10 protein-coding genes are annotated in these 15848 nt (G+C 50.0%); 5 read left to right on the top strand and 5 right to left on the bottom strand.

Translation table 11 applies throughout. The features are described 5' to 3' along the window. Positions 1-101: 101 nt before the first annotated feature. From B5F71_RS15740 to B5F71_RS15730, 3 genes are all read right to left on the bottom strand, one after another. Positions 102-368 carry a hypothetical protein gene (locus B5F71_RS15740; RefSeq protein WP_022038742.1) on the bottom strand — a complete coding sequence of 89 codons (267 nt, stop codon included), beginning with the start codon at positions 366-368 and terminating at the stop codon, positions 102-104. Further along, complete coding sequence (locus B5F71_RS15735; RefSeq protein ID WP_087212136.1) at positions 365-736, bottom strand: phage holin family protein; 372 nt, start codon at positions 734-736, stop codon at positions 365-367. Before B5F71_RS15735 ends, B5F71_RS15740 begins: the two co-directional genes overlap by 4 nt. Before the next feature lie 76 nt (positions 737-812). Further along, the gene (locus tag B5F71_RS15730; protein ID WP_087212133.1) at positions 813-1016 is read right to left on the bottom strand and encodes a YtxH domain-containing protein; all 204 of its coding nucleotides are present in this window, start codon (positions 1014-1016) and stop codon (positions 813-815) included. Positions 1017-1221: 205 nt separating this feature from the next. On the opposite strand from B5F71_RS15730, the gene B5F71_RS15725 reads away from it, so the two are divergent. Both B5F71_RS15725 and B5F71_RS15720 read left to right on the top strand, forming a co-directional pair. After that, positions 1222-1722, top strand: coding sequence for an SPOR domain-containing protein (locus B5F71_RS15725; protein ID WP_022038739.1), 501 nt, complete (start codon positions 1222-1224; stop codon positions 1720-1722). Between the two features lie 118 nt (positions 1723-1840). Continuing rightward, the gene (locus B5F71_RS15720) at positions 1841-2788 is read left to right on the top strand and encodes a PCMD domain-containing protein (protein WP_087212130.1); all 948 of its coding nucleotides are present in this window, start codon (positions 1841-1843) and stop codon (positions 2786-2788) included. A gap of 232 nt (positions 2789-3020) precedes the next feature. Here the strand turns inward: B5F71_RS15720 and B5F71_RS15715 are convergent, their stop codons facing one another. Continuing rightward, the gene (locus B5F71_RS15715; RefSeq protein WP_087212128.1) at positions 3021-5501 is read right to left on the bottom strand and encodes an AsmA-like C-terminal region-containing protein; all 2481 of its coding nucleotides are present in this window, start codon (positions 5499-5501) and stop codon (positions 3021-3023) included. Between the two features lie 183 nt (positions 5502-5684). Between B5F71_RS15715 and B5F71_RS15710 the strand changes: the two genes are divergently transcribed. From B5F71_RS15710 to B5F71_RS15700, 3 genes are all read left to right on the top strand, one after another. Next, entirely contained in the window at positions 5685-6737 is a 1053-nt protein-coding gene (locus B5F71_RS15710; protein WP_022038736.1) for a DUF2027 domain-containing protein, read from the top strand. Between the two features lie 20 nt (positions 6738-6757). After that, entirely contained in the window at positions 6758-9637 is a 2880-nt protein-coding gene (locus B5F71_RS15705; protein ID WP_022038735.1) for a glycoside hydrolase family 2, read from the top strand. 388 nt (positions 9638-10025) lie between these two features. Beyond that, positions 10026-15683, top strand: a complete 5658-nt coding sequence (locus tag B5F71_RS15700) for an alpha-2-macroglobulin family protein (protein WP_087212125.1) — start codon at positions 10026-10028, stop codon at positions 15681-15683. On the opposite strand, the gene B5F71_RS20805 is transcribed toward B5F71_RS15700, so the two are convergent. Further along, the coding region (locus B5F71_RS20805) for a hypothetical protein (RefSeq protein ID WP_206423851.1) at positions 15650-15848 on the bottom strand (199 nt) is incomplete at its 5' end. The two genes, B5F71_RS15700 and B5F71_RS20805, sit on opposite strands and share 34 nt — an antisense overlap.

The raw sequence follows: 15848 nt of genomic DNA, 5'->3' as shown, positions 1-15848 counted from the left end.
GAAGAACAGGAGCGAAAAGGACCAAAAAATCGCCCAAAGCACACACGAAAACAGATACATCAAGCCAAGAAAAACTTTTTGGAGAAATTCAAAACAGCTTCTTAGTATCTTTTTCTTTTGCCACTTCCGAAGAAAGCACGTACGCGGCGTAATACTTTGATGCCTGTCATCAGTCCGTCGTAGGCGGCGATGCCCATGTTGACATGTTGCATCATCCCTTCAAATTTGTTTTTGCTTTGTGGGGGGGCAAAGAGTTGATGGGCAAGGTGGAGCATCTGTTCTTTTGACTGGAGGATTTCCTTTTTTTTATCTATCCGTTGCTGGCGGATCATTTCCAGGGTATAATGGTTCGGTGGTAGATTGTTCATGGTTCTGTTTTCTTTGTGTCATCCAAAAATAGCCGTGCCAGGAAATTGACCATCGGCTGGAAGATAAGTGGTACGCGGAAGCGATAGATGAGTAGGGCTACCGCAATCAGCAGGATGCCTACAATGGCGTAGCCCGCTATCAGGCTTCCCACGGCGGTGGCAAGTACATATACCAGCATGAACGAGAAATAGAAAAGAGCCATCACTCCTACGGTCACCAGGATGAAAATCAGAATCAGTGTAGAGAGCAGGATGGTGAGTTTTTCTATCGCTTCCAGCCGGAGGTATTGTCCTTGCAGTTCAAGGTATTTCCTGAATTCCTTGAAGAGGTCTTGCAGGTTGTCAATGCTTTTGTCGTTAGCAAACATAGTTTCTGGAGGTTTAAAAAAGAGGGTGTGCTAAAATTTTCCTTTTACCACACCCTCTTGAAGTTCATGCTCATGATTAGTCGGCATCTTTTACTTCTGATGCGATTTGGTCAACCAAATCATCCATTTCTTCACGGTTCAGACGGATACCTTTTTTACGCAAAAGCTCAGCTATTTTGTTACGTGTGTCGGCACCCTTTTCCGGAGCAAATAAAATACCTGCTGCTGCACCAATGGCAATCCCACCCAAGAATGCAGCTACTACATTCAATGCTTTCATATCAAAACGTTTTTTTAGTTATTACGCTTACAAATCTAAGAAAATTCTGATTATAATGCATCATTTTTGGACGAAATATTTGACAAATCCCATAATATCTTGCATTATTAACAGATTTTAATAGCAAGACTAGGGAGATATTGCTACTTTTGCAAAAAATAAAACGAGAAGAAACGGAAAAGTTAAATTTATAAATTCAAGACAAATGAAGAAAGTTGTTGTATTGGGAATGGGATTGTGTGTAGCTTTGGCATTCTCATCCTGTAAGTCAAGCGAAAGTGCTTATAAAAAGGCTTATGAAAAAGCGAAACAACAAGAATTGGCAGAAGCCGCAACCAGTGAGGCTCCGGCAGAGACAGTTGCTCCGGTAGCTCCTGTTACTCCTGCTCCTACAACTCCTGCCCCTGTGACTACGGCGCCGGTCCGTGAAGAAAAGGTAGAACTGGTTTCGGGTGACGGGCTGAAGGCATACAGTGTGGTATGCGGAAGTTTCGGTATCAAGGCAAACGCCGATGGTCTGAAAGGGCAGATGGATGGCGAAGGGTATAATGCCAAGGTGGTATATAATGCTGAAAAGAATATGTACCGCGTCATTGTGGCTTCTTATGATACACACGAAGAGGCTTCGGCTGCCCGCGACGCTTTTAAAGCCAAGTATCCCGACCGCAAGGATTTCCAGGGTGCGTGGCTGCTTTATGCCAAATAGTAAATAGACCGGAAATAATATCCGATAATTCAGATTTAGAGCGGTAGCCTTTTGGCTATCGCTTTTTTTTGTAACTTTGCCCGCAAATTAAAATAAGGTAGAATAATACATGAGAAAGATGAAATGGATGTTCGGAGTGCTGGCGATGGCATTTCCTCTTTTTATGAATGCGCAGGAGAAAGTCGTTCCTCTGAAATATGGTGATATGGACCAGTGGATTACGCGCAAGATTCACGAATCGGGTATTATTGGCGGCGATACGAAACTGCTTTATGAAGTAGGGCCTGTGAAAGAACTGGATGGGAATACCCCGTATGTGAACCAGGGAGGTTCGCCGTGGGGAAATTCCAATGTTATGGCAAAGGTGATGGGGATTGTCAAGACCAATACCAGTGTTTATCCCGAACAGAGGGGAGGGGGCTATTGTGCCCGTCTGGAAACGCATATCGAAAGTGTCAAGGTTTTGGGAGTGGTGAATATCACGGTGCTGGCTTCCGGCTCCTTGTTCCTGGGCGATATGAAAGAACCTATCACCGGAACGAAGGAAGGCGAGAAAGCCTTGAATATGGGCGTACGTTTTAATTCCCGTCCCAAAGCTATCCGTTACGATTACAAGGTAAAAATGTCGGGTGAGCCGAACCGCATCCGTCAGACGGGATTCAGCCGGAAAAGCACTGTTCCGGGGCAAGACTGTGCCATTATGACCTGCTTGCTTCAGAAGCGCACTGAGGATGCCGAGGGCAATATCATAGCCAAGCGTATCGGTACGGCGGTTATCCGTTATCAGCAGACTGAAGGCTGGCGCAACAAGGCGACTTATGATATTCATTACGGAGATATATCGCATACTTCTTATTACGATGCCGAACTGATGAAACTGGGTGTGGGCAATTATCATGCACGCAATAGCAAGGGTGAGAGTGTCTTGATTCAGGAAAACGGATGGGCGGATGCCGATGAAACACCTACTCATCTCATTCTGCAGTTTACGTCCAGTCTGGGCGGTGCCTTTGTCGGTTCGCCGGGCAATACACTGTGGGTGGATAACGTTTGCCTGGTGTATTAAGATAAATGAATGTCCGCAAAATGCCAATTCATATTTTTTTATATGGTTGAAAACAATTTCAGTCCCGGAAGTGTTATAAGAAAGAAGGGAATAGAAATCCCCTTCGATAATATCTCTATCAAAAAAGACGGGAAAGCGTTCCTGTCGTGCATTTTACTTAATTAGTAATTCGGAAAAGCCGATACGCAGGGATGCGCATCGGCTTTTGCCGTTTCAGGCTTTGTGCCTGGTCTTATTTCTTTTTCTTGAACAGGTTGAGTGCCTTGTCGATGACCGATTCTTTTTCTTTTGTTTCTTCACCGTTTTCGTCATTTCCTTTTACCAGTCCTTTTAAGGCTTGTTCTGCAGCGTTTTTGGCAAGGCTCGCCATGTCGATGCCTACTTTGGGCGAGGTAAAGGTTCCGCCGATGGTCATGTCTACGGTTCCCAGTTTCGAGCCGATACCTCCTGAAGGCAAGGTTATCTTGCCGGTGTAGTCGATGGTCTGGTCCAGTCCGGTAGAGCCGGAAAGGTTCATGGTATAATCACCCAGTTTTAAATCGAATGGCTGGGTGGTGACTCTTCCGTCGGCTATCTCGAAATCGAGGTTCAGGTCTTTCACTTGGATATCTTTCATCGAGGGTTTCTTTACGATGTCGGCTACCTGGTTGATAAATTTCACATCGCTCAGGCTCAGGTCTTTGGTCGACAGGCTTCCGCTGCCTTGTACTTGTTGCATGACCGGACTCATTTTCTCATCAAGTGGCGTGTTTATTTTCAAGTTGCCCGAGAAGTTGCCTTTCAGTCCGGAAAAGATAGGTGCCAGTTGTTGTACCAGTCCCAGTTCTTCGTATGCTTGGGCGAATCCGATGCCTTTCATGTCGAATCCGGCGTTCAGGTGCGGTTGTACTCCTTTGGGGGCTGAGTAGGCACCGTTTGCCGTAATGCTTCCTCCCATGGTGTTGAAAGAAAGGTTACGCATGTCGACGGTACCGTTTTTTACGGTCAGTACACCGCTTACCGTTTCCAGTTTCATCTTGTCGAACAAAACTTCTTTCAGGTTTGCCTGCATGGTGAAGTCGATGTTTTCCGGAATACGGATAACACCGGCTTCCGAAGAGGAAACGGTTGTGCTATCATGGGTTTCCGGGGCCTGTACGGTTGTTGTATCGCTGCTGATGAAGTCGTTTACATGAATGTGGTTGCTGCTGATGTTGAGGTTTCCTTTCAATGTGGAGCCTTTCAATGCATATCCCAGGTAGTTTTCGAAGCGGCTGTCTACGGTCAGGTCGTTCTGTCCGATGTTGATGGTCGTTTCGCTCAGTTGCAGGTAGCGAGGCGAGAAGCTGAAGGTAGAACGTTGGATGTCAATGGCCGGCATATCCTGTAGGTTCAGCTTCATGTTGTTCAGCCGGATGCTGCCTGCCGCTTTCATCTGGCCGTATTGTTCTTTTTCGATGTACGAAAGTTTTCCGGCAAGGTTCATGTCGGCTTGAATGGTGCCGTTCAGGGTCATATCTTCCAGTGGATAGACTTCCTTTATCTTGCCCAGGTCGAGTGTCCCTTGGGCTGAGGCTTGCAGGTCTGGGTCGCTCATCGGTGTTTTTACCGAGGCTTTCAGGCTGAACGGATTACCAGCCAATACGAAATCGAAGGGGCTGACTGTTATTTCCGTTGCATCGATGTTTCCCCCTGCATTCTTCACATTGGCGGCGATGTTTATGTTTTCCACACCGGCAGGCAGGGAAGGATAGCGGAACATTCCGTCTTTTACGTCCAGCGCGACTTCAAACTGCGGTACTTGGTCTTGTCCCAGGATACCTTTGGCAAATGCCGTAAGACTTGCTTTGCCGTCCGTTTTCAGGTCTTGGAAGTCTTTGGCATAGATGGCAGGGATAAGCGAAAGCAGTTCCTTGAATCCCACTTCGTTTGTATTCAGTTTCATGTCCATGCCGATACCGTTCTTTTGCATGGCTGCCCATCCGTCAATGTTTACTTGAATGGCGTTCAGGCTGATGGTATTGTCTTTCAGCGTATACTTGTTGTTGGCAAAATCGGCATCTACATTCATATCGGCTTCCAGCCGTGCTTTGTTCAGGAAGGGGATGCCTCCGGTGCGGTAGGTGAGCGAAGGAGTTTCCATACTCAGGTCTACCGTGGTACGTTCGCTACCGAAATCGCCCGAACATGTGGCATTCAGGTGGTTGATGGCTGCATACATGCCTCCCTGCCGGTCATCGTAGCTTACGGAAAGGTCTTTTATCGAAAGTTTTTGCAGCTTGATGCGTATCGGTGCGCTTTCGGTTGGGGTTTCTTCCGTATCGGTTGTGTCGGCAGATGGCTTCATTACGTCCCAGTTGGGGTGTCCGTTCTCCAGGACGATGGCTTTCACTTTGGTATCTTCGATGATGATTTTGGATATATCGTATCCGCTGTTTCCGAAGAGTGAAAACAGGTTGACGGCTGCGGTCAGCTCGCCCGCCTGAATCAGCGTATCGTTTTGAAATTCGCCCGCTCCTTTCAGCCAGAAGTCTTCCAGGGTGATTGAAGCCGACGGGAAATTGCGTATCAGACTGATGTCCAATGCACTGAAGTCGAATTGTGCATTCAGCATTTTGTTGCCTTCTTGCTTGACAAGTTTTTCTATTTTTCCTTGAAAAGCAAATGGAAGAACCAAAATCAGAATCAGGAGCACGCCTAGTGTGATGCCTGCGATTTTCAATACTTTTTTCATAATAGCCTCCTTTATTATATATTAAAATAGAGCTTGGTTGAAAAATCAAAGGCAAGTTATCAAGAAAAATTCGAATTTGCAAGTAAAGAAAACGTAAAAATAGGGGCAAAAGTATGTGAATTGTTAATCGAATGAATAATTTTTCTACCTTTGTGTGACAATTCATAAAAAAAGACAAGCGATATGAAAATAGGAGATAAAGTACGTTTCCTGAGCGAAGTAGGAGGCGGAATCGTGAAAGGTTTTCAAGGTAAAGACATAGCCTTGGTAGAGGATGAAGACGGATTCGAGATACCGATGCTGGTAAAAGAATGCGTGGTGATACAGACTGATGATTATAATATCCCGTTGAAGACCGGTAAGAAGCAGGGAGCTCCGGAGGTGGAAGAGGAGCCTGAAGAAGAGGAAAAACCCATTACTTACCGGGCACCTGAAATAAAAGGGAATGATGTGCTGAATGTATATCTGGCATACGTGCCACAGGATGTAAAAGCAATCTCGGCAACGGCCTTTGATGCCTATCTGGTAAACGACAGCAATTATTTCATCGATTACCTGTATCTGTCCGCCGAAGGCAAGAGCTGGACGTTACGAAGCCGGGGTACGGTGGCTCCCAATATGAAACAGCATCTGGAAGAATTTGATAAGTCTGCACTGAACGGCATGGAGCATGTGGCTGTACAGTTGTTGGCATATAAAGACGACCGTACTTTCCTGCTGAAAAATGCCGTATCGATGGAGTTGCGTGTCGATACCGTGAAATTCTACAAGCTTCATACATTCCAGCAGACCGATTTTTTTGCCGAACCGGCCTTGATGTATGATGTCGTGCGTGATGATGAATCCGTAAAGCAGGTCTTTGTTTCGGCCGATGACATCCGGGAAGCTTTGTTGCAGAAAACCGTGCCCGACCAGCCAAAGGTACCGAAAAAGCACCAGCCCAAGGTGAAGAACGACATTGTGGAAGTTGACTTGCATATCCATGAGTTGCTGGATGATACGAACGGAATGAGCAATAGCGAGATGCTGAACTACCAGTTGGATGTGTTTCACAAGACACTGAACGAATACAAGAACAAGAAAGGGCAGCGCATCGTCTTTATCCACGGTAAAGGAGATGGCGTGTTGCGCCGTGCCATCTTGGATGAGTTGAAGCGCAAATATAAGAACTACTCCAGCCAGGACGCTTCGTTCCGCGAATACGGATTCGGGGCAACGATGGTGACCATTCATTAACAAGTAATATAAAAGCTAGCATGAGAAACAACATTTTTCGACAAGCTTTCTTTGCCTGCTGCCTGTGTGGCGGCATGGCATTGCAGGCTCAGGCTCCTCATCCCGAACGCATTTACCTGTCGGGGACAGGAGTTGATGATACCCGTACGTGGGAATTCTTTTGTTCAGAAGGACAGAATTCGGGGAAATGGAAACCGATTGAAGTGCCTTCGTGTTGGGAATTACAGGGTTTTGGCAACTATACTTACGGACGTTTTTATACCATCAAGGGTGCTAAGCCTAGTGAGGAGACCGGTACTTACCGTTATCAGTTCAAGGCGCCGAAGTGGAAAGAAGGCGAACGGGTCAAACTGTTTTTTGATGGGGTGATGACCGATGCCGAGGTGAAAATCAACGGTCAGTCTGCCGGGGACATCCACCAAGGAGCTTTCTATCGGTTCAGCTATGATATAACCGGACTTCTGAAACCGGGCAAAAAGAATACCCTGGAAGTCAAGGTGGCGAAAGAATCGGCGGACAAGTCGGTCAATGCAGCCGAACGCCGTGCCGACTGGTGGCTGTACGGAGGCATTTACCGTCCGGTATGGCTGGAAGTTCTGCCTGCCGTGTCGGTCGACCATTATGTCTTGGATGCACAGGCCGACGGAACTTTCCGGGCTTCGTTGCGGATGAGTGCCGATGCTTCAGGTTACGAATGGACCGTTTCTATGCGGGGATTGAAAGATGGGAAGCCCTTGTTGACGGCCGATGGAAAAGAACAGCTTACGTTCCGCATTTCCGGTGCAGGCACCGAGCAGCAGGTGGAAGGTGCGTGGGCAAATGTTAAGACGTGGTCTACCGAGGCACCTAATCTTTACGTGGCACACATGGAACTGAAAGACCCTGCCGGCAAAGTGGTGCAGACACGCGAGGAGCGTGTAGGTTTCCGTACCGTAGAGTTTTTTCCACAAGACGGGCTTTACCTGAACGGTACGCGGCTGGTAGTGAAAGGTGTCAACCGTCATTCGTTTTCGGTAGACGGCGGACGTACCACCAGTGCCGATATGAGCCGTCAGGATGCTTTGTTGATTAAGGAGATGAACATGAATGCCGTGCGTTCGCACTATCCGCCCGATGAACACTTCCTGGATATGTGTGATTCGCTTGGATTGGTCTACATTGACGAGCTTTCCGGCTGGCACGGGCATTATGATACGAAAATCGGTGCCAAACTGATAAAGGAAATGGTAGAACGCGATGTGAATCATCCTTCCATCGTTATATGGAGCAACGGTAATGAGGGCGGATGGAACGTGAACAATGATGGTGAGTTTGCCAAGCACGACCCCTTCCAGAAGCGTCACGTCATTCATCCGTGGGCAGACTTCAACGATTTGGATACGCACCATTATCCGGCTTACCTGACCGGAGTAGGACGCTTTACCAACGGTTATAAAGTGTTTATGCCCACCGAGTTCATGCATGCCATGTACGACCAGGGAGGTGGGGCTGGCTTGCGTGACTTTTGGGACCGCTGGTGCACCAATCCGTTGTTTGCCGGAGGTTTTATCTGGGTGTTCAGTGATGAGGCTCCCAAGCGCACCGATAAGGGTGGCATTCTGGATTCGGATGGCTCCAATGCGCCGGATGGTATTGTGGGACCGCGCCGTGAGAAAGAAGGAAGCTTTTATGCTATCCGGGCACAATGGTCTCCCATTCAGTTGAAACCGCTGATGATTACGCCGCATTTCGACGGGTCGTTTTTCCTGACCAACGAATACACCTATACCAATCTGAAGGAATGCCGGATGACATACAGTGTGCTGGCTTGTCCTACTCCTTTGCAGGGAGGTGGGGCTTCCGTTGTGCTGGCAAGTGGTGATGTACAGCTTCCTTCACTCAATCCCGGCGAAACAGGTAAGGCACGCTTTGCGCTTCCCGATGCTTTTCGTGAAGGAGATGTCCTGAAGCTGGAGGCTTTTGATAAGGACGGACATAGCATGTGTACCTGGACTTATCCCATTCATTTTGCAAAACCCTATTTCGAGCGTCACCTTGCTTCTACACCGATGACCTTGCAAGCCGTTCGCCCTGCCGAGGCGGTGAAAGAAGATAATGCGTTTACTTTGCGGAGCGAGCAGGTAAGCGTCACCTTCGATGCTGCGACGGGTATGATTACCCGTGTGCTTTCGGGCGATAAGGAGATACCTTTCAAAGACGGTCCGGTAGCAGTGGGTATGAAGATGCGTTTCGAGGCGGCGGAGAGCTATGTGCGCCGTGCCGCCGATGGTGCCGTGTTCTGTGCCAAGTATAAAGGTGGTGTAGATTCTATCGTATGGCGCCTCACCGACCAGGGTTTGCTTTATATGGATGCTATCCTGCTGAACCGTGCTTCGGGAGGAGGTGGTTTCGATGATGCCTTTATGGATACCAAAGTGTACAATCTGGGCTTGACCTTCTCTTACCCTGAGACGCAATGTACAGGCATGAAATGGATGGGACGTGGCCCGTACCGCGTATGGAAGAACCGCATACCGGGCACCAATTACGACATCTGGCACAAGGATTACAACAATACCGTGACCGGCGAGAGTTATGAAAACCTGGTTTATCCGGAGTTTAAGGGATTCCATGCCAATATGTATTGGGCAACGCTGGAGAGCGATACGACACCGTTTACGGTCTATTCGCGTAACGATGGTATTTTCTACCGCATCTTTACGCCGGCAGAAGCAGGCAGGAAAAAGAAGATTATGCCTGCTTTCCCTGAAGGTGATATTTCGTTCTTGCTGGATATTCCGGCAATATGGTCGTTCAAGCCTATCGAACAGCAGGGACCGAACAGCCAGCCGGGCAATATCCGCATCAAGAGTGGAGACGAAGGCTTGCACTTGAACCTGATGTTCGATTTCAGAAAATAAAACGCTTTTGCCAAGAACTGCTGCCGGATAAATCAGCATGGCACGCAGGTTAATACACGGATGACACGGCATTTGCCTGTGTCATCCGTGTGCTGTAATCGGCTCCCTTCAACGGATTGGTTTGTTCCGTTGCGCAACACATGCCCTTTCATCGCTGGTTTCAGTGCACTGAAACTTTTGTTTCATTGCAATAAAACTAGCTGAGATAATGTTTGCGTGTCCGGACGCATATAGTTGGTTGGATTTTTGCAGACGATATTCCTTACGCAAGCAGACGGGAGAAGGGTGCCTATGGGCTTTTTCTTCCGTTTTTTGTTTATTTTAATGGATACTGATGCAGGAGTTTGGGAAATATTTCGTTACTTTAGAAAAACCAAACGAAAACCATATGGAGACGAACAGACTATTGCAGGTGCTGATGGTGATATTTATCGGCATGCTGCCCTTTCCGGTGCTGGCACAGAGCTACGACCAGCTATGGAAAGAAGTGGAAATGTATCAGAAGAAAGACCTGCCTAAGTCGGTCATCGCTACGGCAGGGAAGATTTATGCAAAAGCGAAAGCAGAACGCAACCTGCCTCAGCTGATGAAGGCGCACTTGGTGCGGGCTTCCCAGCAGGTTTCGCTTACGCCCGATAGCGCCGAAGTGGAATATGCGGCGTTGAGGCAATGGGCGGAGGAGGAAAAAGATACCGTAGGGCGTGCCGTGTTGCATAGCATTGTGGGCTCTTGGATGATGGCAAACGAACCGGACAGCATGGAGGCGGCTATCGCTTATTTCCGTGCTTCGGTGGCTCCCAAGGAGGTGCTGGGACGCACTTCAGCCAAAGAGTTCCGCCCGATGACCGAATCGGGCAAGCAAAGCGAACGGTATTTCAATGACAATATGCTGGACTTGCTCACCCGTACGGCTATCCAGCAGATGTCCACCCTGTATAGTCCGGCGCACCTGCCCAAGGCGAAAGCGTGCATGGAACTGTATGACGGGCTGATAGATTATTATAAGCAAGCACAGAACCGGGAGGCTGCCCTGCTCACCGAAGTGGCGAAACTCTGGTTCCAGAAACGGAGGATGGACAATTTTAAACCGTACCGCCTCACGGATGATGAGCTTATTGCCAGCCTGCACGGGTTGATTGACACGTATGCCGGCCAGCCTGCATGTGCGGATGCATACGTGAAGCTGGTGGTGGCTTACCGCGATGCCAACCGCTTGAAAGAAGCTGTGGAGACGGCTCGCGAAGGGCTGGCGAAGTACTCCAAGGGCGAATGGGCAAAGGACTTGCAGGGGCAGATAGACTACATCACCCGTCCGATGCTGAACGTGGATATCCCTTTCCTTTATCCGAACTACGAAACCGATGCGAACGTGACGTATGCCAATATCGAAGGCGTTACGCTCGAACTCTATCGCCTGAACCTTGCACCCACGGCGGCACAGCTCCAGTTCCGCGAAGAGACCGACCGCGATGCCTTGCTCAAGCAATACGGGACGAAGGTTTCCAGCCGCTTCTATGCCCTCCGCGCCACGGAGGATTACCAGCGGCGCGATACCGTGTTGCGCTATACATTGCCCGGCGAGGGCATCTATATGCTGAAGCAAATCCCGAAAGGAGTGGAAAAAGGCATCGCTTCGGCGGTGATGTTTGTCTCGCCCTACCAAGCCATCGAGCTACCGGTACAGGGCAGGCAACATGAGTTTATAGCCGTAGACCGCCTGACAGGACGTCCTGTTCCGGGTGCGGAGATAGTGACCTACCAGCTGAATATCTACGATGCGAAGGTAGACTATGCCTTGTGGAACGTGCACCGGACGGATGCGCAGGGACGGACGGCGTTTGAAGTGCCGAAACGGACCGGCGCTTATTACAATGTGCGTACGCCCGGGCACGACTTTATGGCTATCACCCGGTTGAGCACAAACAATGGTATAGTGGATGTGGCTTCGGAAGGGTGGAAGAAACAAGCCGACCTGTTTACCGACCGTTCGTTGTACCGTCCCGGACAGACGGTTTATGTATCGGGTGTGGTATACGGGCAGGAGGGAGACTCCATCCATGTGGCTTCGTATGCCAAGGATAAACTGAAGCTTTACAGAGGCTCTCAGAATGTGGGCGAAGCCGATGTATGTACCGATGAGTTCGGGGTTTTCTCGCACGAGTTTGCCTTGCCCGATAATTTGCTTCCGGGCCAGTATTACCTGTCAGGTTATGACCGGTCGGTGGTGATTCAGGTAGACGAGTACAAACGGCCTACTTTCGAGGTGCGGTTCGACCCTTACAAGGAAGCCTATACGATGGGCGATTCGGTGCGGGTATCGGCTGAGGCAAAGACGTATGCCGGTGCTCCGGTGCGCAATGCCCGGGTGAAATACCGTGTTGTCCGTACCGAAATGTCGTGGTTCCGCTGGCAAGGAGCAACGGAAGAATTGCTTTCGGGCGAAACGCAGACCGATGCCGATGGCAAGTTTTATATCTGTGCCAGGCTGACAGAACCCGATTACGAGGCGGAGCATACCTATTATATTTATAAGGTATCGGCGGATGTGACCGACGGTGCCGGCGAGACCCGTCAGGGCGAACTGGCTTTGCCTGCCGGCGAGCAGACCCTCGGCTTGCAACTGAAGGGATTGAACGCAAATGTGATGCGTGAAAAGCAGGAACGCATCCAGGTGCAGGCGATGAACCTGAACGGACAGCCCGTGCAGGTGGAAGTGGCATACAAGGTATATGCCTTGGACAAGGAGGGCAAGAAAGGTGCTTTGCGCTACGAGGGCAAGGCAGAGTCGATGCAATCGTTTGTGCCTTCGGGCGTGTGGGCATTGCCTTCGGGCAGGTATCGCATAGAGGTTTCGGCACAAGATGAAAAGGGCCGCCCTTGCACGGCAGAGCAGGACTTCGTGCTCTTCTCTAAGGCAGACCGCACCTCGCCGGTAGAAGAAACCGCCTGGTTCTATCAGGACGGCGATAGCTTCGGAAGCCAGGAGCCGCCCACGTTCTATATCGGCACGAACGAAGAAGGGGTATGCCTCTTCATCGATGTATACGATGCGCAACGGCGTATCGAATCCCGGCAAGTGACGCTGGATAGGGAACTCAAGGCGTTCAGTTTCCCTTATCGTGAAGCGTATGGCGATGCGGTGACCGTAGCATTCACCTTTATGCGCAAAGGAAACCTGTATACCAACCAGTCGCTCCTGACTCGTCCCGTGCCCGATAAGCGGTTGGTGATGAAATGGGAAACGTTCCGCGACCGCCTGCAACCGGGCGGACAAGAGACTTGGACGCTGCACATCACCCGTCCTTCGGGGATGCCGGCGGAAGCCAACCTGATGGCTACACTCTACGATGCTTCTTTGGACGTGTTGCGCAAGCACGACTGGCGTTTCGGGCTTTCGTTCCCGCGCCGGGCGATGTACGTGCGTGCCGATTTCGCTTCGGCATTCCAGCGGGTACACATGTATGGCAATTTCCCGATAACTTACCCCGGCGAAGGTTTCGACTTGCTTTATGGCGAGTATAGCAGGCTTTATTCGATACGGTTAGGAGGCTTTCGGATAAGGGGAATCATGATGAGCCGTGCCAATATGGTACAGGAAGAAATGGTAGAAGTGAAACAACTGAGCGCATTGGAAGGCGCAGTTGCGGCGGATATGGCTGCACCGGCTCCCGGTTTCCAAATGAAGAAAGGGGATGCAGGTGGAGGTGAAATACAAATCAGCATCGCCGATGTGAAGGGTGTAGGAAGTGCGGAGGCAGAACAAATGCCGATGCCTGCCTTGCGCGAGAATTTTGCCGAGACGGCTTTCTTCTATCCCAACCTGCGCACCGATTCGTTGGGCAATGTGAGCGTCTCCTTTACCGTGCCCGATGCCCTGACCCAATGGCGTTTCTTGGGCTTTGCCCATACGCGGGCTATGGATTATGGTTTGTTGGTTGATACGGTACAGACCTCGAAACCCTTTATGGTGCAGCCCAACTTGCCGCGCTTTATCCGGAGGGGAGACCGTGCGGTGATAGCGGCTTCTTTGGTTAACTTATCCATGGAAACCGTATCCGGAATCGCCCACATTGAATGGTCGGATCCGGTTACAGGAAAGGTCGTGGCACACGATAAGCAATCGTTCTCGGTAAGTGAAGGCGAGACGGGAACGGTGCATTTCACTTTCGAAGTGCCCGAAACCTATGATGTGCTGGTTTGCAAAATCGTAGCGGAAGCCGGTGAATATAGCGACGGGGAACAACATTATTTGCCTATACTGACCGATAAGCAATGGATGACCGAAACCGTACCTGTACAACTGGACGGAACCGAAACAAAATCGGTAGCTGCCGAGGAATTGTTCAACAAGCAGAGCAAGACCGCTACAGAGAAACGCCTGACGGTAGAGATGACCGCCAATCCGGACTGGTATGCCGTACAGGCACTTCCGGTGATGGGAAATCCTTCGGAAGAAGACGCCTTGTCGTGGGCTTCGGCATATTATGCCAATGCATTGGCTGCGCACATCGTCCGTTCGAATCCGCGCATCGAAGAAGTGTTCCGTACGTGGAAAGCTGAAGGAGCAGGGAAGGAAACCTTGCTCAGCAACCTGGAACGCAACCAGGACCTGAAGAACCTTTTGCTTGCCGAGACACCGTGGGTTGCCGAGGCGACAGATGAAGCGGAACAGAAACGCCGCGTTGCCTTGCTTTTCGACCTGAATACGATGTCGAACCGCCAGCAGACAGCTATCGGTAAACTGGAAGCCTTGCAACTGCCTGACGGTTCGTGGAGCTGGTACAAAGGAATGACAGGAAGCCGTTATATTACCACCCAAATCGTCGAGATGCTGGCACGCCTGCAAGCCATGCAGGTGAAGCTGGACCAAGGCGTGGGCAACATGTATGTGCGTGCTGTCGACTACTTGAAAAAAGAGGCGCAGAAAGAATACGAACGGATGAAACGGCACGAAGCGGAGAATGAGTTGACTGTATGGCCTGACGGGCAGATTGTACATTATCTGTATATATGTGCTATTGACAAGCTGGCGGCAAATCATGCCGACGGACAGGTGAATGATTATTTCATTGCGAAACTGGAAAACCGTTCGGCAGACTATTCCATCTGTGAGAAAGCAATGATTGCCCTGGTGATGCAGGGGGCAGGCAAGTCTGGTCAGGCATCCGAATTGGTACAGTCCATTAAGGAATATCTGGTAGGCACCGAAGAAATGGGCTTGTATTTCGATACGCCGAAAGCTGCCTATTCGTGGCGAAGCTATAAGATTCCGGCTCAAGTGGCGGCAATGGAAGCCATCTACCGCATTGCGCCGGACACCAGTATGCTGAACGGCATGAAGCAATGGCTCTTGAAGCAGAAGCAGGTGCAGGTGTGGGAAAGTTCCGTTTCGACTGCTGATGCCGTATATGCTTTCTTGTGTATGGGAAGCGATACGCTGAGTGAAGGCGGAAGCATGGAAGCTGCGGTAGGCAAGACTATCTGGCAGACTCCGCAAGATGCCTTGGGCTATGCACGGAAGACCTTTACCGGAACCGATGCCGAGGCAGATGACATCCGTATCAGCCGTACCGGTGAAGGACTGGGATGGGGAGCCGTTTATGCCCAATACCTGGAGGATATGGACAAGGTATTGCCTTCGAAAGGAACCGGTCTGCAAATCGAACGTACGCTTTATCGTGACGGAAAAGCCCTTTCGCGCAATGCCGAGTTGCATGTAGGCGATAAGGTGACGGTGCGTCTGACTGTTTCGGCAGACCGCGATATGGACTTCGTTCAGGTGAAAGACGAGCGTGCCGCCTGTATGGAGCCCGAGCAGCAGCTCTCCGGATATAGCTGGAGCGGAGGTATCGGTTATTATTTGGTAAGCCGTGATGCTTCTACTTCGTTCTTTATCGACCGGATGCAGAAGGGCACCTACCAGTTGGAATATACCGTCTATATCGACCGTGCCGGAACGTATCAGGCAGGAAGTGCTACGGTGCAGTCGGCATACGCTCCCGAGTATAGCGGCTATACCGCAGGCGAGACCTTGACGGTGAAGTAAAAGGATGAGATAAAGGAAACGCAGAACAACGCGGATTTTCGCAGATTGATAAATTCAGAAGCTGTTTTGAATTTATCGTGCGATGATTTGGGATGAGTTTTTGAGGCATTTTCGCTTCTGTGATGAGGAAGATAGCGGGCTATCTGACGAAGAACAGGAGCGGAA

The organism is Bacteroides sp. An269, from assembly GCF_002159755.1.
Lineage (GTDB): Bacteria > Bacteroidota > Bacteroidia > Bacteroidales > Bacteroidaceae > Phocaeicola > Phocaeicola intestinalis.
This window is presented reverse-complemented; position numbering and strand designations above follow the sequence as displayed.